At 55.0% G+C, this 25,031-nt stretch carries 22 protein-coding genes; 14 read left to right on the forward strand and 8 right to left on the reverse strand.

What is annotated here, in order from left to right; translation table 11 throughout:
• Positions 1-37 precede the first annotated feature (37 nt).
• The 7 genes from mnhG to IB237_RS01335 all read right to left on the reverse strand — a co-directional run bounded on the left by mnhG (position 38) and on the right by IB237_RS01335 (position 6,703).
• On the reverse strand, positions 38-397 hold the full coding sequence (mnhG, locus tag IB237_RS01305) for a monovalent cation/H(+) antiporter subunit G (protein WP_192486811.1): 360 nt from the start codon (positions 395-397) through the stop codon (positions 38-40).
• The gene (locus tag IB237_RS01310) at positions 394-675 is read right to left on the reverse strand and encodes a K+/H+ antiporter subunit F (protein ID WP_192486812.1); all 282 of its coding nucleotides are present in this window, start codon (positions 673-675) and stop codon (positions 394-396) included. The genes mnhG and IB237_RS01310 overlap by 4 nt, the downstream gene beginning before the upstream one ends.
• Complete coding sequence (locus tag IB237_RS01315) at positions 672-1,160, reverse strand: Na+/H+ antiporter subunit E (RefSeq protein WP_192486813.1); 489 nt, start codon at positions 1,158-1,160, stop codon at positions 672-674. The genes IB237_RS01310 and IB237_RS01315 overlap by 4 nt, the downstream gene beginning before the upstream one ends.
• On the reverse strand, positions 1,157-2,806 hold the full coding sequence (locus IB237_RS01320) for a monovalent cation/H+ antiporter subunit D (protein ID WP_192486814.1): 1,650 nt from the start codon (positions 2,804-2,806) through the stop codon (positions 1,157-1,159). Before IB237_RS01320 ends, IB237_RS01315 begins: the two co-directional genes overlap by 4 nt.
• On the reverse strand, positions 2,803-3,141 hold the full coding sequence (locus tag IB237_RS01325) for a Na+/H+ antiporter subunit C (RefSeq protein ID WP_192486815.1): 339 nt from the start codon (positions 3,139-3,141) through the stop codon (positions 2,803-2,805). Before IB237_RS01325 ends, IB237_RS01320 begins: the two co-directional genes overlap by 4 nt.
• Positions 3,142-6,057, reverse strand: a complete 2,916-nt coding sequence (locus IB237_RS01330) for a monovalent cation/H+ antiporter subunit A (RefSeq protein WP_192486816.1) — start codon at positions 6,055-6,057, stop codon at positions 3,142-3,144.
• 115 nt (positions 6,058-6,172) lie between these two features.
• Complete coding sequence (locus tag IB237_RS01335; RefSeq protein WP_192486817.1) at positions 6,173-6,703, reverse strand: hypothetical protein; 531 nt, start codon at positions 6,701-6,703, stop codon at positions 6,173-6,175.
• A gap of 332 nt (positions 6,704-7,035) precedes the next feature.
• Between IB237_RS01335 and IB237_RS01340 the strand changes: the two genes are divergently transcribed.
• The 13 genes from IB237_RS01340 to IB237_RS01400 all read left to right on the forward strand — a co-directional run bounded on the left by IB237_RS01340 (position 7,036) and on the right by IB237_RS01400 (position 20,647).
• Entirely contained in the window at positions 7,036-8,643 is a 1,608-nt protein-coding gene (locus tag IB237_RS01340; RefSeq protein ID WP_246787604.1) for a methyl-accepting chemotaxis protein, read from the forward strand.
• On the forward strand, positions 8,643-8,942 hold the full coding sequence (locus IB237_RS01345; RefSeq protein ID WP_192486818.1) for an STAS domain-containing protein: 300 nt from the start codon (positions 8,643-8,645) through the stop codon (positions 8,940-8,942). Before IB237_RS01340 ends, IB237_RS01345 begins: the two co-directional genes overlap by 1 nt.
• Positions 8,939-9,304 (forward strand): chemotaxis response regulator CheY1, encoded by a 366-nt coding sequence (cheY1, locus tag IB237_RS01350; protein ID WP_192486819.1) that lies wholly within the window; start codon positions 8,939-8,941, stop codon positions 9,302-9,304. Before IB237_RS01345 ends, cheY1 begins: the two co-directional genes overlap by 4 nt.
• 16 nt (positions 9,305-9,320) lie before the next feature.
• On the forward strand, positions 9,321-11,552 hold the full coding sequence (locus IB237_RS01355) for a chemotaxis protein CheA (protein ID WP_192486820.1): 2,232 nt from the start codon (positions 9,321-9,323) through the stop codon (positions 11,550-11,552).
• A 12-nt stretch (positions 11,553-11,564) separates the two neighbouring features.
• A complete protein-coding gene (gene cheR / locus IB237_RS01360; protein WP_192486821.1) occupies positions 11,565-12,464 on the forward strand; it encodes a protein-glutamate O-methyltransferase CheR in 900 nt (299 codons plus the stop codon).
• A complete protein-coding gene (gene cheB / locus IB237_RS01365) occupies positions 12,464-13,528 on the forward strand; it encodes a protein-glutamate O-methylesterase CheB (RefSeq protein ID WP_192486822.1) in 1,065 nt (354 codons plus the stop codon). The genes cheR and cheB overlap by 1 nt, the downstream gene beginning before the upstream one ends.
• On the forward strand, positions 13,528-13,917 hold the full coding sequence (locus IB237_RS01370) for a response regulator (RefSeq protein ID WP_192486823.1): 390 nt from the start codon (positions 13,528-13,530) through the stop codon (positions 13,915-13,917). Before cheB ends, IB237_RS01370 begins: the two co-directional genes overlap by 1 nt.
• Positions 13,914-14,459, forward strand: a complete 546-nt coding sequence (gene cheD / locus IB237_RS01375; protein ID WP_192486824.1) for a chemoreceptor glutamine deamidase CheD — start codon at positions 13,914-13,916, stop codon at positions 14,457-14,459. The genes IB237_RS01370 and cheD overlap by 4 nt, the downstream gene beginning before the upstream one ends.
• Before the next feature lie 14 nt (positions 14,460-14,473).
• The gene (locus IB237_RS01380) at positions 14,474-14,857 is read left to right on the forward strand and encodes a hypothetical protein (protein ID WP_192486825.1); all 384 of its coding nucleotides are present in this window, start codon (positions 14,474-14,476) and stop codon (positions 14,855-14,857) included.
• Between the two features lie 134 nt (positions 14,858-14,991).
• Complete coding sequence (fliF, locus tag IB237_RS01385) at positions 14,992-16,674, forward strand: flagellar basal-body MS-ring/collar protein FliF (protein WP_192486826.1); 1,683 nt, start codon at positions 14,992-14,994, stop codon at positions 16,672-16,674.
• A 417-nt stretch (positions 16,675-17,091) separates the two neighbouring features.
• On the forward strand, positions 17,092-17,871 hold the full coding sequence (gene visN, locus IB237_RS01390) for a transcriptional regulator VisN (RefSeq protein ID WP_192486827.1): 780 nt from the start codon (positions 17,092-17,094) through the stop codon (positions 17,869-17,871).
• 10 nt (positions 17,872-17,881) lie between these two features.
• Entirely contained in the window at positions 17,882-18,628 is a 747-nt protein-coding gene (gene visR, locus IB237_RS01395) for a transcriptional regulator VisR (RefSeq protein ID WP_192486828.1), read from the forward strand.
• 168 nt (positions 18,629-18,796) lie between these two features.
• The gene (locus tag IB237_RS01400) at positions 18,797-20,647 is read left to right on the forward strand and encodes a methyl-accepting chemotaxis protein (protein ID WP_192486829.1); all 1,851 of its coding nucleotides are present in this window, start codon (positions 18,797-18,799) and stop codon (positions 20,645-20,647) included.
• A gap of 82 nt (positions 20,648-20,729) precedes the next feature.
• On the opposite strand, the gene IB237_RS01405 is transcribed toward IB237_RS01400, so the two are convergent.
• The gene (locus IB237_RS01405) at positions 20,730-24,239 is read right to left on the reverse strand and encodes a PAS-domain containing protein (RefSeq protein ID WP_192486830.1); all 3,510 of its coding nucleotides are present in this window, start codon (positions 24,237-24,239) and stop codon (positions 20,730-20,732) included.
• Between the two features lie 220 nt (positions 24,240-24,459).
• Here IB237_RS01405 and mscL point away from each other — a divergent pair, with 220 nt between their 5' ends.
• A complete protein-coding gene (mscL, locus tag IB237_RS01410) occupies positions 24,460-24,888 on the forward strand; it encodes a large conductance mechanosensitive channel protein MscL (RefSeq protein ID WP_192486831.1) in 429 nt (142 codons plus the stop codon).
• Positions 24,889-25,031 lie beyond the last annotated feature (143 nt).

Here is a 25,031-nt window from a genome sequence, read left to right on the forward strand (position 1 = left end):
CACGCAAAACAACGGTAATCTTGGTGAAGTCTGGATTTTACGGTTGTTCGTCATCCAGACTGTTGCGCACTTCGGTATTCTGCTCGGTGCGGTCACGGTAAAGCGCTGCACGGCCAAGCAACATCAGCGAAACCGGTGTCGTTACCGTCATGAAGATGCCGATGAAAATCTCGTGAAAGGCAAATCGTCCTTCAGACACCGAAAAATAGATGATTGACGCCATGACAATGCCACCCGTTCCCCAGCTTGTGCCGAGGGTCGGCGCATGCAGGCGCTCATAAAAGCTGTTGAGTTGGGCAAAGCCGATAGTGCCGATCAGCGCAAGGCTGGAGCCCAGCAGGATGAAAAAGGCAACGGCGATGGCTGCCCACAGCGGAAACTCACCATATTCGCTCATTCGATCACCTCACCACGCATCAGGAACTTCGAAAGGGCAACAGTCGACACAAAACCAAGGATGGCGATGACCAGTGCAGCTTCGAAATAAAGGACGTTGCCGGTGCGAATTGCAAAGGTCAGCAGCAGTAGCATTGCGCAGACATACAACGTGTCGAGGCCAAGCACGCGGTCCTGTGCGCGGGGCCCGCGTGCAATACGCGAAACCGATATTCCCATTGCGATGGCCAGAAACAGTTGCGCAAGGCTGATTGACCAGAACAGAATGATTGAACTCATTCGAATATCTCCATCAGCAGTTTTTCATAACGGTTTTTGATAAGAGCGGTCCATGCCGTCTCGTCGACATTGTCGAGCACGTGCAAGAGCAACGTTCCCTGACTGGAGTTGTATTCCAGCCAGGCACTACCCGGTGTGCTGGTCAAAATGACTGCGAGCGTCGCAAGTCCTATCGGATGTTTCAGCTCAAGCTGAATGTTCAAGAAGCCGGACCGACGATTTTTTTCCTTCTTGAACAGGATGATCTGCGCGACTGATATGTTCGAGCGAACAATATCGAAAAGCACGATCAGGATGAGCTTGGGCAGTAGATACCAGCGACGAAACGTCGGTTTGACCGGTCGCAACGCCGCCATCGCCATGGAGGCGATCATGGCAACGATGCTTCCCAGAATAAGGTGGCCAAGCGAAAACGTGTTCAGCACCATCCAGAAGATCACAAGCGAAACCGTCAGCAGCGGATAAGGAAAGATACGCGCAATCATGGGCGTGCCTCCTCGGCTGGGCTGGTCGCCCGTGGTGCGGAAATAACACCCTGAATGTAGGATTCCGGCAGGTCTAGAATGCGGGCCGTTTCTTCCATGTAGCGCATAACAGGACCAGCCTGAATGGTCATCAGCAGTGTCAGGCCGAGCAATGCCATCACAGGTGCAATTTCGATGACCAGCACGCGTGGAACTGTGCCTTCAATCGAGGCCCAGAAGGTTCTGATGCCTGCACGGGTCATGGAAATGAGGGCTGCAAAACCGGAAAACACGATCAGGAACACGATCCACCACGACAGTGCCGGGATGCTGTCATTCGCACCAAGCCCCGAAGGGTTGAGAATGGCCGAGAGGATCGAGAACTTGGCGATGAAGCCGGACAGCGGCGGCAGACCCGCCAGAAGAATACCGCAGGCGGCAAAGCACGTGCCGAGAACCGCCATGGTTCCAGGCATCGTCACCCCCATTTCGGCGTCTTCCTCTTCATCCTCCGCGTCACCATAGGCTTCCATGGTCACGGCAAGAACGTTCGCGCCTGCATCCTGTCCGCGTTCCACCAATTCAATTAGCATGAAGAATGCGCTGATCGTCAGCGTCGAGCTGACCAGATAGAACAAGGCTCCTGCGGCGACCGTCGCATTGCCCGTGCCCATGGCTGCCAGCAGCGTGCCGGACGAGACAAGAACCGAAAAACCGGCAAGCCTGCCAAGTGCCTGCGAGGCAAGCACACCAATGGCGCCAAACACGATTGTGGCTATACCGCCATACAACAGCGCATCATGACCGAAACCTGCTGATTCTCCGGCTGTTGAGCCAAACAGCAGGAAGGACAGGCGGGCGATCACGTAGATGCCGACTTTGCTCATGATGGCAAAGATACCGCCGACCGGTGCCGATGCCGCGCTGTAGGTTGAGGGCAGCCAGAAGTTCAGAGGCCACATGCCGGCCTTGACCAGAAACGCCACGCCAAGAACGGCGGCACCCGTTTCAAGCAACATGCGCTGGTCGGGCTGTAGGGTAGGAATGCGCTGCGCCAGATCGCCCATGTTCAGGGTGCCGGTCACGCCGTAGATCATGCTGACGCCGATCAGGAAGCAAAGCGCGCTGACAAGGTTGATGGCGATGTAATGTAGACCGGCCTTGACGCGAAGCTGGCCGGAGCCGTGCAGCAACAGGCCATAGGACGCTGCCAGCATCACCTCGAAGAACACGAAGAGATTAAACAGGTCACCTGTCAGGAATGCACCATTAATCCCCATCAGCATCAGGTGGAACAGTGAGTGGAAATGTGCACCTGACTTGTGCCACTTGGCCAGCGAATAAATCAGTGCCGGAATGGCCAGAAGCGATGTCAAGAGTAACATCATCGCGGAAAGTCTGTCAGCCACCAGCACAATGCCGAAAGGTGCTGGCCAGTTACCGAGCAGGTAAACGCCGGTTGAAACGACAGCCGCCACTTCCGTGTTGACAGTCGAATTGACCTGCTGAAACAATGTGATGGTGATCAAAAGCAAGACACAGCAGGACACCAGACTGATCATCGCTTTGGCAAAACGCTGACGCTCATCAAAGAACAGCAGCAGAGCACCGGTTAAAAGCGGCAGCATAATAGGCGCGATGACGATATGCGAAGGGAAGGAGTTCATTTCGACTGCTCCCTTCCGTCAACGTGGTCCGTGCCGGTAAGGCCTCTTGCCGCAAGCAGAACGACGAGGAAAAGCGCCGTGGTTGCAAAACCGATGACGATAGCAGTCAGAACCAGTGCCTGTGGTACGGGATCGGTCAGGGTTGAGATATCAACCCCATCCACCAGCACCGGCGGCGCATTGCTTTTGATGCCACCGACACCGAAGATGAACAGGTTCACCGCATAGGACAAAAGCGACAGGCCAATAATGACCTGATAGGTACGCGGGCGCAGGATGAGCCAGATACCAGAGCCTGTGATGACGCCGATGCCGATTGAGAGAATGAGTTCCATTTACGCGCCCTCCGCTTTCGTGTCCGCAGATTTGACGCGGTAGTTACGCAGCGACTGGTGGGCAATCGCGATGAGCATCAGCACCGTAGCGCCAACGACGAGAGAGAACACGCCCAGATCGAACATCAATGCGGTGGCAAGCGGGATCTTGCCGATATAAGGCAGCTCCAGATATTGCGAGTAAGATGTCAGGAACGGATATCCGAGATACCATGATCCCATGCCGGTCATGGCAGCAACGATCAGACCAAAACCCATCCAACGCAGTGGCAGAATACGGATGCGGTCTTCTGCCCAGCGTGTACCACCGGCCAGATATTGCAGCAGGAAGGCAATCGCCATGGTGATGCCTGCCGAGAAACCGCCACCTGGAAGATCATGCCCGCGCATGAACAGGTAGACAGCGAAGGTAATGATTACCGGGAACATCCACTGCATGATAACCGACGGAACCAACAAGTAGTCACGAGCGGTATCTCCAGCCGAACGTTCCGGCCGGGCGGCATCGAAGGCGTTTTGTATCTTCTGCTGTTCGGTTTTACCGATACTTTCGCTGGCTGGACGGAAACGACGCAGCAGCGCAAACACGGTTAGCGCCACAATGGCAAGAACCGCAATTTCACCCATCGTATCAAAGCCGCGGAAGTCAACGAGAATAACGTTGACGACGTTACGGCCACCACCTTCCGAATAGGCACGCTCAAGGAAGTAGTTGGCGATAGTATTCGGCACAGGCAGCGTCATCACGGCGTAGGCAACAACCGACATCGCAATTCCGCACGAAACGGCCACCAGAAAGTCGCGGGCGCGGCGAAGCTGGGCTGGCAATTCTGTGCTGTTATCGACCTTTTCCTCGCGCTTTGGCAGCCAGCGCATGCCAAGCAGGATGAGGACCGTGGTGACGATTTCAACGAGAAGCTGGGTGATCGCCAGATCCGGCGCCGACAGCCATACGAAGGTAAGACATGTCACAAGGCCGGTCACACCGAGCATGATCAGCGCAGCGAGACGGTGATATTTCGCCTGCCATGCAGCACCAAGTGCGGCGACCATTCCGATCAGCCACAATATGACAAATACCGGATCGAAAGTGGTGACGCGTGGCAAGGTCAGTGCGAAATCTGACATTATCAGCGGCGAGACACCGGCCAGCAGTGCAAACAGCACCAGCAGGCGCAATTGCGGTTGAAGGCGGCGTGTACCGAGAGTGCTTTCCAGCCAGCGTGCCCATTTCCAGGAAACGGTAACGATAATACGCTCGAAAATACGCTGGCCGCGCAGGTGGCGGAAGACCGGCGGACCATCGTCACATTTGGCAAGATAACCGTTCAGCAACACGTAAAGCAGCACACCACTGGCCAGCGCAATCAAGCTCATAATGAGCGGCAGATTGAAACCGTGCCAGATCGACAGGCTGTAATAAGGGGTTTCCGGACCAAGCACCGACAGAACTGCGGAATGCAGGTAAGGGCCGATAGAAAGACCAGGAACGATACCAACTACAAGGCAGGCAAACACCAGAAACTCGATCGGGAAACGCATCCAGCGCGGCGGCTCATGTGGCTTCGGGTTTGGAAGGCCGTTTGGCGCAGGTCCGAAGAACACCGTGTGAATGAAGCGCAAAGAATAGGTAACGCTGAAAGCACCGGCAATTGTCGCGACATAGGGCAGGGCCTTGTCGAGAATGGAATCCGCGTGGGTTTCCACTGCCTCGGCAAAGAACATTTCCTTCGAAATAAAGCCGTTAAGCAACGGAACACCAGCCATAGCCGCACTCGCCGCCATAGCCAGAGTGGCCGTCGCCGGTAGATAGGTATAAAGGCCGCTCAGCTTGCGCATGTCGCGAGTGCCGGTTTCATGGTCGATGATACCTGCGGCCATGAACAGCGACGCCTTGAAGGTCGCGTGGTTCATCATGTGGAAGATCGCGGCCACGGCGGCAAGCGGGCTTCCAAGACTGAGCAGTGTTGTGATCAGACCAAGATGGCTGATTGTCGAATATGCGAGCAGACCTTTGAGGTCCTGCTGGAACATCGCGAAATAGGCACCCAGCAGCAGAGTGGTGATACCAGCGAAACCAACCAACCAGAACCATTCCGGTGTGCCGGACAAAACCGGCCACAGTCGCACCAGTAGAAACACGCCGGCCTTCACCATGGTTGCCGAGTGCAGGTAGGCCGACACAGGTGTCGGCGCAGCCATGGCGTTCGGCAGCCAGAAGTGGAACGGGAACTGTGCACTTTTGGTCAGCGCACCAATCAGGATCAGCACCAGTGCCGGCACATAAAGCGAATGCGACTGCACAACGGAGGCGGATTTCAGGATAACGTCGAGATCGTAACTTCCGACAATATGGCCAAGAACAAGCAGACCAGCCAGCAGGCAGAAACCGCCGATGCCCGTGACGGTCAGCGCCATACGCGCACCATCGCGAGCGGCGGCATTGTGGTGCCAGTAACCGATTAGCAGGAAGGAGAAGATACTGGTCAGTTCCCAGAAGATCGACAGCAGGATGACGTTGCCTGAAACGACGACACCGAGCATCGCGCCCATGAACAGCAGCAGGAAGGCGAAGAAACGCGGGATCGGATCTTCGGTCGACATATAATAACGTGCATAGAGCACAACCAGCAGGCCAATGCCGGTGATAAGCACGCAGAACATCCACGCAAAGCCATCAAGTCGCAGCGTGAAGTTCAGGCCAAGTTGCGGCAGCCATTCGGCGTCGTAACGCAGAACGGCACCACCGGCGACGGTCGGGTACAGGAACAGGCTGATCAGCAGTCCACAAAGGGCGACTGCGCCTGCCACCGATGCTGGACCTGCTGCCGCACTCGTTCGCAGCATCATCCCGGTGACGATGCTGCCGATGAAGGGCAAGGAAATCAGCAGTGGCAGAAGGTATTCAGGATTCATAGGCGGCGGTCATTCATCAAGCGGGTTTCAGGGGCAGATGGTGTCTCTGAACCGATGGCTCTCTTCAAACCGCAACCTCGCTGAATGCGAACCAGTAGAAAAGTATGCCTTACGGTTATGAGGCTCCGGAAGGGGGACCGCGCGGAACCCTGACAACTGAATAAGGTGATTCAGGAATGCCCTGCGCGTAGCGACCCGTCGGGGTTTTTGTACCGGCTTTGACAAGGCTGTCTATGAAAGCCGTTTGTAAACCCTCTATGCCGGAATTGCTTTTTCGCAAATCACACGGTGTATCAAACCGGTTGAGTGCTGCGCAGGTCGACGTTCCGTCATCGGTAAAGGCCTTACGCGCTAGTTCTTGCGGCTGCAGCCGCTCAAGACGGTAAGGCTTTATCGGGGAGCCTTGGCTAAGCCCGACGTGAGCACTGATAAGGACGAACAGGCAGGTGGTTGCAAGAACGATGAACCCGTAAGGATGGCGCAGGGCTGTTTGGCTTTTCCCCATCCATGGCAAGGTTACATCTCCTTTATTCGTTCGATCCGCGCCGCTCGTAATATCCCGTTGATTTTGTTTTAGGGTAATGGCGGACGCCTTGTCCAGCACATAGGGACAAGAAATGCGCTGTCTTTTGAGAAAAAATCGCAATTTTGAATGTGGTTATGAGGCTAATAGGTCAAAGTCGAAACAAATTTTACCGTTTGACGCGGCGGTTATTGTTTCTTAACCTTCGAGCAAGGAATTAACCATAAAGATTACCTGTATTCACGGCGAAAAGGGAGTTTTTCCAACTCCTCCTAGGCATGAAGCCGCTCTGCCGTACCGGGACTGATCCGGTATTCTCGTTTCAAATTTATAGCAGTTTTGAGTGTCGGCTTGGGAAACCCATTTGGTTTCGCTTGGCCGGATGCCGCCAAAACTGACTGCAAACAGGCAAATATACCGGAACGTGGGCCGGTATAAGGATTTGGGGTCGTCTCTTGGGGCATGAACTGCCGTCAGATCAGTCGCGCAAGACGCAGGGCAGCAGCCTTGGCGGACGTTTGCGCTTTGCTGGGCTCGACCAAGAGCAGTGTGAACTGTTGCGCCGTAACCGCATGACACTTGAGCCCCTGGCCCGCGGCGGCCTGCGCGATCTGATGCTGCGCTTCCAGTCGCTGCCGGACTGTTCTCCGTCATTCGAAAGTGAACACCAGCTTGACCGGCTGCACGATCTGCAAACTGCCCATTGGGGTGTGCTGACCGATGCCCGTTTTGATGCGCTTTATGCAGAGCGTGTAAAGGTTCTGTCCGACAGTGAAACGCGCATGGGTCTCGACCCGCGCTGGAACGTCGCAAGCCACGCCGTGGTGCTGGAGCATCTGCTGGTCGGCCTTATCCAGCAGGGCATGCCGCGTTCGATTTTTCCGGGTTCTCGCAAACGGGTCAATGAACTTGCAGATTTGGTGAAAGCTGTTGTCCGTTTGGTCATGACAGATACTGAAATTGCGGTTTCTCTGCGCTTTAATGAGCAGCGCATCAACCACCAGAAAGAACTGGCACGCTTGCGCAGCGAAGAGCAGGCCCGCACCGTCACCATTCTTGAAGGAACATTGCGGGCAATTGCCGATGGCAACCTGTCGGCACGTGTTGCCGATGACGATCTGCCGGAAGCCTACGGCGAGCTTGTGAAGCTGTTTAACTTTGCGCTTGATCGCATTGAAGACGCTGTTGCAGCGGTGAGCAGAAATGCTGACGAGGCCCATGCGCTGAGCAATGACTTCATTCAGGAAGGCAAGGCGCTTTCCGGCAATGCATCGCGGCAAACCGAACGTCTTCAGGATGCCGTCTCAATCATTGAAAATATTCTCTCGGCTTTCAGACATGGCGCTGAAAAGATGGATACCGCTGAAAAAGCCGTATCTTCAGCAAAACTGTCGGCGCAGGAAAGTGGCCAGGCGGTGGGCGAAGCCATCAATGCCATGTCTGACATTGAAAAGTCCGCCGAACAGATTGGCAAGATCATCGGCACTATCGACGAGATTGCCTTCCAGACCAACCTGCTTGCGCTTAATGCCGGCATTGAAGCGGCACGCGCTGGCGACAGTGGCCGTGGCTTTGCGGTGGTCGCGCAGGAAGTTCGCGCCCTTGCGCAACGTTCTGCCGATGCGGCGCGTGAAATTAAGACTCTGGTGAGCGAGACGAAAACGCAAGTCGATTCCGGCGTGAAAACGGTCAACCGCACCCAGAATGCCATCGAAGGTGTTGTCCGTCAGGTCTCTGACGTCAGCGGCATGATTACTGACATGACGACCATGACCGGCGACAATGTCGATCACCTGAAATCAGCGGCCAGCGAAATCAATGCTTTGGGTTCCGAAGCCAGCGCGAGTGCGCAACGCACTACCAATGTCGCGGCAAAAGCCGATGACCTTCACACGGTTATTCTGGAGCTAGGCCGCACGGTTCGCGAATTCCACATTTCGCACCAGAATTACCATCAGGCTGCACCGGTTGCCGCTCCGAAAACTCAACCGGAGCCGGTCGTGAGCAGCCCGAGATATTTCCAAGAACAGATACAGCAATTCAGACGGCAAGGAGTGAATTGATGGCAGGCAGAAAAAGCACGCAGGCAACATTGCAGTTGAGCGCGGTGCTGGACCTCAACGAAGCGTCGGTACTGCGCGGTAAATTGATGGAGTTGCGCGGCTCTGCGCTTGCCATTGATGCATCGGCAGTCGAGCGGGTTGGCGTTCAATGTGTTCAGGTGCTGATGGCCGGCATCAAGACATGGGAAACCGACGGCAAGGCAATCACATTCGCGAAAGCATCGGATGCTTTTGCAAAAACGCTCCAATTGATCGGCGTCAACATAGATCATCTGCTCCCGAAGGAGATACGGCAATGAAGAAAAAAGTGCTGACGGTGGATGATTCCCGCACGATCCGCAACATGCTGCTGGTAACGCTCAACAATGCCGGTTTCGAGACCGTGCAGGCTGAAGACGGCGTTGAGGGCCTTGAGGTTCTCGAGCAGAGCAACCCTGATGTGATAGTAACCGACATCAACATGCCGCGCCTTGATGGCTTCGGTTTTATCGAAGGTGTGCGCCGGAGCGAAAAGTTCCGTGCAGTACCGATCTTGGTGCTGACAACCGAAAGTGATGCGGAAAAGAAGAACCGTGCGCGGCAGGCCGGAGCGACCGGCTGGATCGTCAAGCCCTTCGATCCTGCCAAACTTATTGATGCCATTGAACGTGTAACTGCCTGATACGGGATTTTTCACAATGGATATGAACGAAATCAAAGAAATCTTCTTCCAGGAATGCGAGGAACAGCTCGCCGAACTGGAATCAGGTCTTTTGAAGCTGAACGACGGCGATCGTGATCCCGAGACAGTCAATGCCGTTTTCCGAGCCGTTCATTCCATCAAGGGTGGCGCAGGCGCATTTGGTCTGGACGATCTGGTTGCCTTCGCCCACGTGTTCGAAACCACGCTTGATTGCGTGCGTTCGAACAAGCTTGAGCCCAATCAGGACGTCTTGAAGGTCATGCTGAAGTCGGCAGACGTTCTGGCCGATTTGACCAACGCAGCGCGCGATGGTGGTCAGGTTGAGGCAACCCGCACCCGTGGTCTGGTTAAAGAACTTGAAGCACTTGCGAATGGTGAAATGCCAAGCGCGTCCAGTGCGCCGGAAGCTGCTGCGCCAAAAGTTGCAGATGCACCCGCACCAACCGATGAAAGCGGTTTCCAGCCCGTCGCATTCTCCTTCAGTGATTTTGAAGACGATATCACGCCGCTCATGGAGCCGTCGGTATACAATGTCGTGTTCAAGCCAAAGGCATCGCTCTACTCCAAGGGAAATGAGGCGGCTTTGCTGTTGCGCGACCTTTCGCGTCTTGGCGAAATGGGCATCAACTGCGACATGTCCACGTTGCCGTCGTTGGAAGATATCGATCCGGAAGCAGCCTATTTTTCCTGGACCATCACCGTAAAGACCGACAAGAGCGCGGAAGATGTTCGCAGCGTGTTCGAGTTTGCAGAGTGGGATTGTGATCTCGAAATCACGTCTCCGGAGCCGGAAGCCACGGCTGAAGAGCTGCCAATGGTGCCTGTTCCTTTCGACCTTTCTATCCTGGATGAAGAGGTTATTGAAGAGCCTGCCGTACTGTCTGCTGCTGACGATGCCGTTTCAACCGCTGGTGCTGCAAGCGACGTCTTGAGAAAAGTCTCTGCCGCAGTTGAAAAGAAAGAAGTTGCCAAGGAAGCGGCTGCTCCTGCCAACGCTGCTGCTGCTGCAAACGCCAGTGCTGGCCAGACAATCCGCGTTGACCTTGATCGCGTTGACCGCCTCATCAACCTGGTTGGCGAGCTTGTCATCAATCAGGCGATGTTGTCGCAGAGCGTGATCGAGAACGACACGACCGGCACCTCGGCTGTCAACATGGGGCTGGAAGAACTTCAGCAACTGACCCGCGAAATTCAGGATAGCGTTATGGCTATCCGCGCGCAGCCGGTTAAGCCTGTGTTCCAGCGCATGTCGCGTATCGTCCGCGAAGTTGCCGACATGATCGGCAAACAAATCCGTCTTATTACCGAAGGTGAAAACACCGAAGTGGACAAGACGGTTATCGACAAGCTGGCCGAGCCGCTGACCCACATGATCCGCAATGCCGTCGACCACGGTATTGAGACACCAGAAAAGCGCGAAGCCGCTGGCAAGAACCCTGAGGGTACTGTCAAGCTGTCTGCGAAGCACCGTTCGGGCCGCATTCTAATCGAACTGCAGGACGATGGCGCCGGTATCAACCGCGAGCGCGTTCGCCAGAAGGCGATCGACAACGATCTGATTGCCGCTGACGCAAACCTTTCGGACGAAGAGATCGACAACCTGATCTTCATGCCAGGCTTCTCCACCGCCGACAAGATTTCCGATATCTCGGGTCGTGGTGTGGGCATGGACGTTGTCAAGCGCTCCATTCAGGCGCTTGGCGGTCGTATCAGCATCACCTCGCGTCCGGGTCTTGGTTCTACCTTTACCATGAGCCTTCCGCTGACACTGGCCGTTCTCGACGGCATGGTGGTCACGGTTGCCGGGCAGACGCTCGTTGTACCTTTGACGGCGATTGTCGAAACACTACAGCCGGAAGCGCAGAGCATCCATTCGTTCGGTGCCAACCAGCGTCTGATCTCGATCCGCAACAGCTTCTGCCCACTGGTGGATGTTGGTCGTATCCTCAACTTCCGCGCAACCCAGGCAAACCCGGTCGAAGGTGTTGCTCTCTTGGTGGAATCTGAAGGTGGCGGCCAGCGCGCCCTGATGGTCGATGCGATCCAAGGCCAGCGCCAGGTGGTTATCAAGTCGCTTGAGGCAAACTACACCCACGTTCCGGGCATTGCTGCTGCAACCATTCTCGGCGACGGTCGCGTTGCTCTTATTCTCGACGTCGATGCCGTAGTTGGCGCATCGCGTGGCCAGTCCCTGAAGCAAGAGATGTCTCTTGCTGCAACCGGTTGAAAGCGGTGATGAATGACGTCGCTCAAGTTGAACGATCAACGACAGTCGCCTGATGAAGTGCTTGCCAGCGGAGAATATCCGCTGACAAGGCGCGATCTGACGGATATTGCGGCGATGATTTACGCCGATGCAGGGATTTATCTCAACGATTCCAAAGCATCGCTTGTCTATTCTCGCCTGTCGAAGCATATCCGCAATCTTGGCTTGAGTGGGTTCAAGGAATATTGCGCGCTTGTCGCCTCTCCAGAGGGAGCGCAGCCGCGTCGTGAAATGCTGTCGCATCTGACGACCAATTTCACGCGTTTTTTCCGCGAAAACCATCACTTTGATCACCTGCGTGACGAAGTACTGCCAGGTCTGATCAACCGTGCGAAAGCCGGTGGGCGCGTTCGTATATGGTCGGCTGCCTGCTCCGACGGGCAGGAGCCTTATTCGATTGCGCTGACGGTTCTGGCGATGTTCCCCAATGTCACGGATTACGACTTCAAGATCCTGGCAACCGATATCGACCCGAAGATTCTCGCACTGGCGCGCGCTGGTGTTTACGATGAAACGGCGCTTGAGACGGTCTCTGCATCCATGCGCAAGCAGTGGTTTACCGAGGTTGATGCTGGTGGTCGTAAAAAGTACCAGATCAGCGACAAGGTAAAACGTCTGATCACCTTCAACGAGCTTAATTTGATGACGCAGTGGCCCTTCAAGGGAAATTTCGACATCATATTCTGCCGCAACGTCGTGATCTATTTTGATGAGCCGACCCAGATGAAAATCTGGAACCGTTTTGCCGGTCTGTTTCCTGAGGGCGGACATCTTTACATCGGTCATTCCGAGCGCGTGTCTGGCGACGCTAAAAATGTGTTCGATAATATCGGCATCACCACCTACCGCTACATCGGAAAGGGGAGGAAATAATGGGTGCTCCAGCCAGAGTTCTCGTTGTCGATGATTCTCCGACCATGCGCGGATTGATCACGGCTGTCTTGAAGGCTGACCCGGACGTTCAGGTCGTGGGTCAGGCTGGCGATGCCATGGAAGCGCGTGCGGCAATCAAGCAACTTAATCCTGATGTTGTGACACTTGATATCGAGATGCCAGATATGAATGGCCTCGAATTCCTCGAAAAGATCATGCGCCTGAGACCAATGCCGGTGATCATGGTGTCTACGCTAACGCATCATGGTGCAAATGCATCTCTGACCGCGCTGGAAATCGGTGCTTTTGACTGTGTGGGCAAACCAGCACCTGGCGATCGCAATCCGTTTGGCGATCTTGCCGAAAAGGTGAAGGCTGCCGCACGGTCTCAACTTGTCAGCTATCGCACCGCGCCTGCACCGGTTGCCGAGCGGCCAGCACCACCCAAGGCCATGTCCGTGAATGATTATCGCGGTGGTCGCAAGATCGTGGCAATCGGTTCTTCGACCGGCGGAGTGGAAGCTCTCATTACTGTCTTGCAGAAATTTCCGGCCAATTGCCCACCGACCGTTATCACCCAACATATGCCGCCGACCTTTACCAAGAGCTTTGCAGAACGGCTTAACCGCCTGTGTGCACCGGTGGTGGAAGAGGCAACGGATGGCGCGCGATTGCAGATTGGTAAAATTTACCTAGCGCCCGGTGGGGAGCGGCATTTGCAAGTTGTCAATCACTCTGCGCCAAGTTGCAGGTTGTTGGAGCGGGAGCCGGTAAACGGTCACCGCCCATCGGTCGATGTGCTTTTTGATTCTGTTGCCGAACTGGCAGGCCGAAATGCAGTAGGTGTCATCCTTACCGGCATGGGGCGTGATGGTGCGGCAGGCCTTTTGAAAATGAGGCATGCCGGCGCGCGCACCGTCGGACAGAATGAAAAGACATGTGTCGTATATGGAATGCCAAGAGTGGCCTACGAACTGGGTGCCGTCGAGCAACAGCTGCCGTTAACCGCGATTGGCGAGGAAATTTTGAAGTTAACTGCTGCCCGGAAAGAAGGTTCTGAATAATGTCTATCGCAGAGAAAATCAAAGTTCTGATCGTTGATGATCAGGTAACCAGCCGACTGTTGCTGAGTGACGCGCTGACCCAGCTTGGTTTCAAGCAGATCACGTCCGCCGGTGACGGTGAGCAGGGAATGAAGATTATGGAGCAGCAACCTCACCACCTGGTTATCTCCGACTTCAATATGCCGAAGATGGACGGTCTGGGTTTCCTGCAGGCTGTGCGCACCAACCCGAACACGAAGAAGGCTGCCTTCATCATTCTGACGGCGCAGGGTGACCGCGCGCTGGTACAGAAGGCTGCACAGCTGGGTGCCAACAACGTGCTGGCCAAGCCTTTCTCCATCGAAAAAATGAAGGCTGCTATCGAAGCCGTGTTCGGATCGCTTAAATGATGGAAGCTGCAGCCAAGCGCGTGCATATCATTCAAGGAGAATACAAGGTCATCAAGGATCCCGATGTGGTTCTGACGACGATCCTGGGTTCGTGCGTGGCTGCGTGTATGAGAGATCCTGTCGCCGGTGTCGGCGGCATGAACCACTTCCTTTTGCCGGGTACGGGGGGAGTGAGCGGCGGGGATGCCACCCGTTACGGTGTCCATCTTATGGAGTTGCTGATCAACGGCCTGCTCAAGCAGGGTGCGCGGAGGGACAGGCTTGAAGCCAAGATCTTTGGCGGCGCAAAAACCATTGCCAGCTTCTCCAATGTCGGTGAGCAGAACGCATTGTTTGCCATGCAGTTTCTGAAGGATGAAGGCATACCGGTGATCAGTTCCTCAACGGGCGGGGATCATGGTCGCAAGGTTGAGTACTGGCCTGTTTCCGGACGGGCCCGCCAACATCCGCTTACCGGTGCGGAAGCGCAAAAAACCGTCGCTTTGGAAGCCCGACCGCAGCCGGCGCCCAAGCCGGTGGCCAACGATATCGAGTTTTTCTAGTAACGGGGTTTTTTATGTATATTGCCGAGCATTCACGGGTGGCACCATTGGAAGAAGCTCTGCCCGATGTCTTGATGCGCGTTGTGAGTGAACTTCATGACGTTGCCTATCTGATCGAGCGTATCGAACCCCAATTGCTTGAAATGGCCGATGGCGCCATCTCCGAAGATGGTCTGAAACTGCTGCAGGGCATTGACCTTGCGGTCCAGAAAACCCGTGGCCTGGCGGAATTTATCGACACGATTACCGGTACCATTCCAACCGAGTGGGTGATCGACGTCACCACGGCGCTCAGCCTGGTGAAGCTTGCCGAAATGCAGAAGGCGCTGGGCACCGGCTTACGTCACGGCCATTCGCAGCCGCTGGACAAGGTTTCCGGAGACGTCGACCTGTTCTAATCCGGCGGTGTGAAAGCCCCAATAGCATCAATTTGACAAACCGCACTGCGCGAAACGCTCGCGCAAGCTTCGTCTTCTAGGTTGCCACTAGGACTATTCGGTCTATGACTCCATGAATGACGGTGCGGAACAGAATGAATCTGTTAAATCAAGTCCCTCAGGTCTTAAGAAATATTGCAGCGCTAGGCCAAACGCGCTTGTTGCTCCTTGGTGGCGTTGGTATCGTCTCCATGGTCTTGGTCATTGCGGCGGCTGTTTACGTTAATAAGCCAGCTTACGAAACACTTTATGTCGGCCTCGAAAATGCCGACCTGAACAAGATCAGCCTTGCGCTTGCCGAATCCAACTTCCAGTTTGAAGTCGGCTCCGACGGCACAAGCATCCAGGTGCCGGTTGGTATGACCAGCCGCGCACGCGTACTGCTTGCCGAACGCGGCTTGCCAAACAGCGCCAATGCCGGTTATGAGCTTTTCGACAATGTCGGTTCGCTTGGTCTTACCTCCTTCATGCAGGAAGTAACCCGCGTTCGCGTTCTTGAAGGCGAAATCAGCCGCTCCATCCAACAGATCAACGGCATCACTGCGGCACGCGTTCACATCGTTATGCCTGATGTGGGTAACTTCCGCCGTGGCGAACAGAAGCCGACGGCTTCCGTTATGATCCGGGCCAGCGCGACAGCAGGTCGCAAGGCTGCGGCTTCTATTCGCCACCTCGTCGCATCGGCAGTTCCTGGACTTGAGGTTGATGATGTCACCATCCTCGACTCGACCGGTCAGCTTCTGGCCTCCGGCGACGATGCTGCCAACGGCGCTATGAGCCGTTCGCTGACACTTGTGCAGTCCGTACAGCAGGAAATTGAAACCAACATTGACAAGGCGCTCGCACCGTTCCTTGGCATGGACAACTTCCGCTCCAGCGTGACTGCACAGCTGAACACCGACAGCCAGCAAATTCAGGAAACCGTCTACGATCCTGAATCACGTGTCGAGCGTTCGGTCAGAACGATCAAGGAAGCACAGAAGTCTCAGGAACGTACCCCTGACACGGCAGCCACGGTTGAACAGAACGTGCCGCAGGCGGCCCCACAAGGTGGTAGCGGTGGTCCTGAATCGTCTGACGAATCCGACAAGAAGGAAGAGCAGACCAACTACGAAATCAACAGCAAGACAATTGCCACGGTTCGTAACAGCTATCAGGTCGAAAAAATCTCCGTCGCTGTCGTGGTCAACAAGGACCGTATCGCCCGTATGGTTGGCGAACCGGTCGACCAGGCCAAGATCGACGCCTATCTCGCGGAGATGCAGAAGATCGTTACCTCTGCGGCAGGCATCTCCTCTGACCGTGGCGACAATGTAACGCTGACCGCCATGACCTTCTTGGAAAGCCAGCTTCTTGATGAAGCACCAAGCGGTCCAAGTTTTATGGAAGTTCTAACACGCAACTCTGCAGGTATCATCAACTCCTTCGCCTTCATCGCTGTGGCTTTCCTCATCGTGTGGCTTGGAATTCGCCCGGTTGTCCGCTCTGTCATGGGCAATGGTGCGGCAAACGCGGAACTGGCACAGGATGCAGCCGGCCTCGAACTGCCAGACTTCTCGCCAGCAATGGGCGGCGGCGGTGGTGGTCTCATGGAAGGCTTTGGTGCAGACTTCGGCTTCGACAGCGCAGACGACCTGCTGTCTGGCGAAGATCCCAACGGCGGCTTCAACCGCCGGGTACGCGAAGGGCCAGAACGTCGCCTGTCGCGTATGGTGGAGATCAGCGAAGAAAGAGCTGCCAAGATCCTCCGCAAATGGGCCATCGAAAAGGCCGCTTGATAACAAGGCCGGGTTTCCCCCGGCCTTGTTTCGATAATTGACAGCTGTCAGCCGCGTTTTTGCCGGACATTAGTGATAGGAGCGAAGGAACTTTTCCGGGGAGATGCGCTTTATCCCTATCAACGAATCGTCTGACGCCAGCCACGCTTACGCAGGGCAGACTTCAAAACCGCCTGAAAAATGTGAGGATGTCTCGGTTTCCGGCGGTATTCCAGAAGATCACAAACCAGATCTGTGCCATGACATGAAACACCAATGCCAGATTGGTACAGCATTCATGGTCTGTTCCAGGTCGCCCGGTGAAAGGAGTGGAAATGCCAAATTCTGATAGTGGTATTTCCTTGACCGTCTCCTAGAATGAGGTGATTCGTAGGCTGAAATTTGAAAATGCTTTTGGGCGGCTCAGAGGTGATACCAATGCGTGCATCTCCGGCCGGTCTGGCCTTCCTAAAGGAAACTCATCACTTGAAGGCAGATGTGGATATTCGCAGACTGACGGTAAAACCGCTGAACCCAGCGGTGCAACCTTCATCGCGGGTACAAGTCATCAGCTGGATGGGCGAGATAGCTGGACGGGGGGACATGTCCGGTTCTCTTGATGTGTTGGCCACCTATGCGGGCGCTTCATATTATATGCTGGCCCGCGAGGATATGTTTCAGGAGAACGGTCTAAGCTTCGTCATCACATCCAACTGGCCATTCGATCTCGTCAAGAAGATTGGTGGTACGCTTGCTGCCAGCCAGGCGCGCGTGAGTGAGATGGAAAAGTGCCTCTCGCTCCTTCAGCCGCAACTGCATATCCTGCCCGATGAGGGATGCATCCCCAAAGGTACGGACCGGCAGTATTGCACAATGACGTTCTGCGTCGGCAACATACGCTTTGCACTTCTGCTGATGTTCCCAGAAGGTACAGTGCCTTCCATGGAGCGTTTGCGTGAAGTCGGCTTGTTGTGCGGCTATAGCGCCAGCTTCGGTATTGGCTATGATCTCAAGGTCGAGCGTGACATTGATCTGACCGAGCGCGAACTAGAATGCCTCTACTGGATTGCCGAAGGCAAGACCAGTGACGAAATGGCGACTATTCTTGGCATTTCGCGTAATACAATCAACAACTACATTACTAGCGTCATGCGTAAAACCGCGACGAAAACCCGCTCCGAAGCAATCGCTTACGCGGTTCGTAACAATCTTGTTTGATGGTTGATTGATGGCTTATTCGAGAGACACCACCACGGATGAGCAAGGCGGAGTACAGATTGTCCGCGTCAGCCGCACGTCCAATCGATCAGATCTTTTTCCAATGTTGATTGGTATGCAGAAGGAAATGGGGGCAAGAAATTTTGCCGTCTTCCGTGCTGCGATTTCAAGCTTTCCCAACAAGCGCAAGCTGGTGTGTGAACTCGAGAACTGGGGAATGGGCGCAGCCGAGCAGACCAATGCCCTGGTTTCGGCACTCGGCACCACACTCCTGGAGCATATTGACGGCTCGCTGCTGCCACTGATCTGGTCTACCGATCAGGGCAAGGGCATTTCCATAACACCTGAAATGGTGCCGATGTTGAAGCAGGCCGACAATACCGATCTGCCCTATGCAGGTGTGGCCCTGCCGATCAAACTCGGCAACATCGGTAATGGTCTGGTTGTCTTCTGCGGCACGGCTCTCGAGCTCGACTGCGGCACGACCATTGATCATCACCTGAAGTGCTGTCAGGTGATGATTGATCTTCTGGCGCTGGATGAGCGCCGGTCGACTCCGACAGAAGCCTTAAGCGAGCGCGAAATTGCCTGCTTGCAATTGGCAGGTGATGGCAAGATCAGTGAAGAAATTGCCGTTAAGCTTGGCCTGTCCGTTCACACGGTCAACGCCTATCTTGGCTCAGCGACAATCAAGCTTGATTCAGTCAATCGAATTCAAGCAATCGCCAAAGCAATTCGCATGGGCTACATTCATTAATTGTAGTATTATCTGCGTTTTGAAGTATTGCTGAATATTAGAAATTGATATTTGTCACCTAATCAAGTCGCCTTGAATATTAGCTGATTAGTTATTTTTTGAAATTTTTTCAATTTTAACGATTTCCCCTTACGATGCTTCAATCGTAAAAAATTGGGGAACTCCGAGATGAAGAAGCTCCTTTCTGCACCCGTCGCAGTGCAAATAATTGCTTTGACAGCCTGCCTCGTTCTTTTGGGTATCGCGGCCATCGGTGTCTCGACCTATGTCAGTCTCGAAGAAGACGTCATGGAGACGGCAGAGATCCAGACGAACAGTGCAGCCCGCGCCATGGCGGTTCTCTATGAACTGAAGGTTGGTGGTGCCACGTTGAACATCGATAATGGAAACCTTGTCAGTGTTGATCGTGCCAGCATCGGTACATTGCGTGATACGGATCTGGTGGATCGCACGGCACTGATCATCGGTGGCGTTTCCACAGTGTTCCAGAAGCAGGGCGAAGATTTCGTCCGCATGTCTACAAATGTTAAGAAGGAAAACGGCGAGCGTGCCGTCGGCACCAAGCTGGCAACCGACAGCCAAGCCTATGCAAAAATCAGCAAGGGTGAAGTCTACATTGGCAAGGCGACCCTGTTTGGCAGCGAATACATGACCGGTTACATCCCGGTAAAATCCAAGTCGGGCGCGCCGGTCGGCATCCTGTTTGTCGGTATTCCAATGCAAGTATTCTTCGATCATCTGGCTGGGCTTCAGACTATGATCCTGCTTTCCAGCGCGCTTGTCATGGGCGCCGTGGGCCTGTTGGGTTACTTCGTCATCCGTCGTGCACTGCGTCCCCTCGGTGTGCTCACCGGTGCCGTCAATTCGCTTTCGAGCGGCAATCTCGATACTGTCATCCCCTATGCAGATCGATCCAATGAGTTTGGCAATATTGCCGAAGCACTGGAAGTGTTCCGCACCAACGCGCATGAGAAGCTGGTTATCGAAGGTCGCAGTGAGGCAGACCGGATTGCCGCTGATGAAGAACGCGCCCGCAACGATGATGAAAAGCGCACACTCGATCAGCAGATCGAATTTGCGGTGACCGAACTTGCGTCTGGTCTGGCGCGCCTGTCTCAAGGTGACCTGACCCGCACACTTGACAAGCCATTCTCGGGCCGTCTTGATCAGCTGCGCATGGACTTCAACACGTCGCTCGCTCATTTGAAAAACGTCTTGCAGCAAATCCGCGAACGTACGCTGACCATTCAGCATAACGGCGACGAAATGCTGCAATCTTCAAACGATCTTTCGCGTCGCACGGAATCGCAGGCAGCGTCTCTGGAACAGACCGCAGCCGCTGTCGAAGAAATCACCATCACGGTCAAATCGTCGGCTGAGCGCGCCCGTGAAGCCAATCAGGCTGTCAATCGCACCCGCCAGAGTGCAGATAGTTCCGGCACGGTGGTGAGCAATGCCGTCGCCGCTATGGGCCGTATCGAAGACGCTTCCAAGAAGATCGAGCAGATCATCGAGGTCATCGACGATATCGCATTCCAGACGAACCTGTTGGCCTTGAATGCGGGTATTGAGGCAGCACGCGCCGGCGAGGCTGGTAAAGGCTTTGCGGTCGTGGCGCAGGAAGTGCGGGAACTCGCCCAGCGTTCCGCCGATGCGGCGCGTGAGATCAAGGGTCTCATCAACCAGTCGAGCAATGAAGTTGAGACCGGCGCATTGCTGGTGCAGCAGGCTGGTGAAGTTCTGTCCGAGATCAGCGGGCAGATCGTGGATGTCAGCAAACACGTTGAAACCATCGCAACAGCAGCGCAGGACCAGTCCTCTGCGCTGCATGAGGTCAACAGCTCCGTCAACCAGATGGACCAGATGACCCAGCAGAACGCGGCCATGGCAGAAGAATCCAGTGCTGCAAGCCAGATGCTGGCCAATGAGGTGCAGGAGCTTCTGGCACTTGTGCAGCAGTTCCGCATGGAACAGGCATCGCAATCGCACGCGCGTGAGCAATTTGCACGCGTGGCCTGATCCACTCGAAGACATCGCCAAAATGACAAATGCCCCGCAAGCAATTGCGGGGCATTTTTATTGGTTGGGTATTTCCAGGACTTTATTCTGCTGCTGCACGAATATGCGCTGACAGCTGCGTCATGTAAGCGCGCAGCACCGCAGGCCGCACTGGCTTGTGCTGAATGGTGATGCTATGTTTTTCGGCCTCGTTGCGCACCTCTGGCGTGCGGTCGGCCGTGATCAGCAGGGCAGGGATGTCTGCCTTATAGAGTGCGCGTAAAAGCAGGATGGCACCAACACCACTGCCATCGCCGAGATGATAGTCGGCGATAATCAGGTCTGGCGGCTGTGGTGATGTCACGGGCAACAAATCAAGCGCGGAAATCGCATCGGCCTGCAGCACCTCGCAGCCCCAGCCGCTGATCAGTAGCGCCATGCCCTCAAGGATTTTCGGTTCATTGTCGATGCACAGCACCCGCAAACCGACCAGCGGTTCATGCATGCCCCCGGCATTGCCGGTTGGTAGCGCTTTGACGCTAATATTTTCGGACTTGTCACGCGGCAGGCTGATACGGAAGGTCGTGCCTTTACTGAGCGTCGAGGACAGCTGCACAGGGTGGTTCAGCACGCGAGAAATGCGGTCCACGATAGAGAGCCCCAACCCGAGCCCAGTTGCCGTTCTGGCGCCTTCCTCAAGGCGTGCAAACTCCTTGAAGACAGTGCGGAACTTGGAGGCTGGAATGCCGATGCCGGAATCCATGACCTGCAGCACAACATTGTTCCCGTCACGGCGCACACCGACGAGTACTTTGCCCGACAGCGTATATTTGATGGCGTTAGAGACAAGATTTTGCACCAAGCGACGCAGGAGGTTCGGGTCGGAGCGCACGGAAAGCGAGGTCGGCATGACAACCAGCTTCAGATTTTTTTCGCGGGCAATCGGTGCGAAGTCCGTTTCGATACGCCGCAGCAGATCATTGAGCGGCACAGATGCAAAGCGGGGCTTCATGGCGCCGGTATCAAGGCGGGAAATGTCGAGAACTGCGCCGAGGATTGTTTCCACGGATTCGAGTGACGAGTCGATGTTCTGCACCAGTGTGCTGTCATTGGACACGCCAAGGCGTTCAACCAGTGCCGAGGAATAAAGCCGCGCGGCGTTGAGTGGTTGCAGAATGTCGTGGCCGGCTGCCGCAAAGAACCGGGTTTTGCCAATATTGGCTTCATCGGCAAGGGCGCGTGCTTCGGCGAGTTCACAATTCACCCGCGTCAACTCGCTGGTGCGCTCCGCCACCCTCTGTTCGAGTGTCTCATTGGCCTGCTGCAAGGCGCGGTCGACAGCCACCCGTTCGGTAATATCGGTGAAAGTCGCAACGATGCCGGTGTCCGGCATCGCATTGGAGCGCACTTCGATAATCCGCCCACTCTGCGACAGGACAATCGAAAATGGCATGTCGAGCGTCAGGAAGTTGCCGATAAGCTGGTCGGAATCCCGCGAAGTAACATCACCGCGTTCTTGCAACATGGCGACAATGTCGGAAAGCGGCAGACCAACACGACCAAACTGTTCCGGCAGATCAAGCAGGGTTCGGAACCGCCTGTTCCAAATGGTCAGCTGGTGCGAGCTGTCAAAAACCGCAATGCCCTGATCCATCTGCGCAAGCGCAGTTTGCAGCATGTCCTGATTATACTGCAGCGCTTCGCTTGCCTGATCGAGCAACCAGGCCGTATCGGCATTGGTATCTTCCGCCTTTTGCAGGATAAGCGACAGCACAAGCCGTGCCGATGACGAGCCGATGGCACTACCGAGCAACTGTTCGGAGAAATGGATAAGGGCCATATCGGCCGGCTGATCGTCATCCAGCTTTCGTCCGGCGGTTTTTTCATAGGTGGCCAGTGAACGCTGCATGCGCTCTTCGCCGAGATAACGGGCCACTGCACTTTTAAGGTCGCCAACACTGACCCGTGTTTTCCAGCCACGTGTCGCAAATTGCGAGCGGGAATGACGTTTAACGAAGATACCCGATTGAATGCGTTCCACCGGCCGTGGATTGCGCGACAGGGAGCCCAGGATAAAGGCCAGACTGTTGACGATCAGGCTAAGGATAACCGAGTTGACGAGCGGATCATGGTTTTCCGGATTGAACAGCGACAGGCCAGGGAAAACGAAACCGAGAATGCTTGCCGCAACCCGTGAATAATCGGGTCCGCCAAGGCTTGGCAAAAACAGCAGGTAGGCCCAAACCAGAAAACCTGACACCAGACCGGCAATCGCGCCACGCGCATTGGCTCTGCGCCACAACAGGCCACCAAATAGCGACGGCGCCATCTGCGCGATAGCTGCAAAGGCGAGAAGGCCGATCGACGCGAGACCGGTGGTGCTGTCGGCAGCGCGGTAATAGGCATATCCCAACAATAGAACGGCAAAAATGGCGGTGCGGCGGATGTTCAGCAGGGTCTTGGCGAAATCGGCCCGGTGCGTGGTGCGGCTCATCAGCTTGTGGCGAAGGAAGATGGGCATCACGATGTCGTTGGAAATCATGATGGAAAGTGCGACCGACGCTACGATGACCATGGCGGTGGCCGCAGAAAACCCGCCGATGAATGTGATCAGCGTGACAACAGGCATTTGTCCGGTCAGCGGCAGTTGCAACACATACAGGTCTGCCTCGCCAGTATTGCCGAGTGTGATCACACCAGCCATGGCAATCGGCAGCACAAACACATTGATGGCGACGAGGTAGAGCGGCAGCAGAAAGCCTGCCATGCGCAGTTCTTCGCTGGTACGGTTTTCGACAACGGTGACATGGAACTGGCGCGGCAACATGATGATCGCAAAGGACGATAGCATGGTCAGCACGATCCAGCGGCTGATCGGCGTCTGATACGTCAGCGCTGCCATGGCCTGCTCGTTTTGCCGGGTCAGTTCCCAAAGCTGTACAGGCCCGTCGAACAGGAAAAATATGACGTAGATGCCGGCCGTGCAGATGGCCAAAAGCTTGACGAGCGATTCCATCGAAATGGCCAAGATAAGCCCGTCCTGATGTTCGGTCGCATCGGTGTGGCGCGTGCCGAAAATCACCGCAAAACCCGCCATCAACACGGTGACGATGAAGGCAAGGTCGAGAAAGTAGAGATTACCGCTGCCAATGCCATAATCCGATGGGTTGACCATGGCGGCAACGGAGTTGGAAACTGCCTTCAGCTGCAGCGCGATGTAAGGAATGGCTCCGATCAGCGAAATCAACGCCACGATGATCGAGACGGCTGAGTTCTTGCCATAGCGCGCTGCGATAAAGTCGGCAACCGATGTCAGTTTCTCGGCCTTGGCCAGCTGGATGATACGCCTGATAACTGGCATGCCGATGGTGAAGGCAAGCACCGGACCGATATAGATGGCCAGAAATTCCAACCCGTGGGTCGCCGCGAGTCCAACACCACCGAAATACGTCCAGGACGTGCAATAAATCGCCAGGCTGAGCGCATAGACGATCGGGCGGCCGCGTTTGGAAACACTTGTCCTGCGGCTGTTGCGGTCACCAAGACTGGCGACAACAAACAACAGCAGAATATAGGCAAATGCCGCAACTAAAATAATCCACCCGGGAAGCACATGTCCTCCATCGCCCGGCAAAAATGACAGGCTTTCATGATCCTCCGAGGCAAACCATAGGACAAATGTGCAGGGTTGGAAATTACTCTTTGGTCGTCAATGGTTTGGCGTTGGCCAGATAATCACGCGCATAGATAGAGAAGCATTTAAACTTTGGTTTAGCATGTTATTATGAAGCAGTCTGGCGTTCGTTGGACTGATCTAACTGGGGACATCTTGAATGCTCAATGAATTTAAAACCTTTATCGCCAGAGGCAACGTCATGGACCTTGCTGTCGGCGTCATCATCGGCGCGGCCTTCAACAAGATCGTTGAATCCGTCGTCAATGACCTCGTCATGCCGATTGTCGGTGCGATCTTCGGCGGCTTTGATTTCTCGAACTACTTCATACCGCTGAGCTCAAATGTATCGGCTACTTCGCTTGCCGACGCACGTGCTGAGGGTGCGGTTCTTGCCTATGGTAGCTTTCTCACTGTCGCTATCAATTTCCTGATCCTTGCCTGGATCATCTTTCTGATGGTCAAGGGCGTAAACAAGATCCGCGCCAGTGTGGAACGTAAGGAAGCAGCGCAAGAAGCTGTACCGGCACCACCACCGGAAGACATCAAGCTGCTGTCGGAAATCCGCGATCTTCTCAAGACGCGCTGATCTTTTCAGCCTAGGCGTCCATCGATTTTTTGAACCGGCCAGTTGCAGGGCTGGCCGGTTCTCGACCCATCACAAAATGCGATATGATCTTCACGCAATTTCCATGGAAGAGTGCAGGGTGATTGCGTAATAAAGGACAAACG

Origin of the sequence: Agrobacterium sp. AGB01, from assembly GCF_014851585.1 — a bacterium.
Taxonomy (GTDB): domain Bacteria; phylum Pseudomonadota; class Alphaproteobacteria; order Rhizobiales; family Rhizobiaceae; genus Agrobacterium.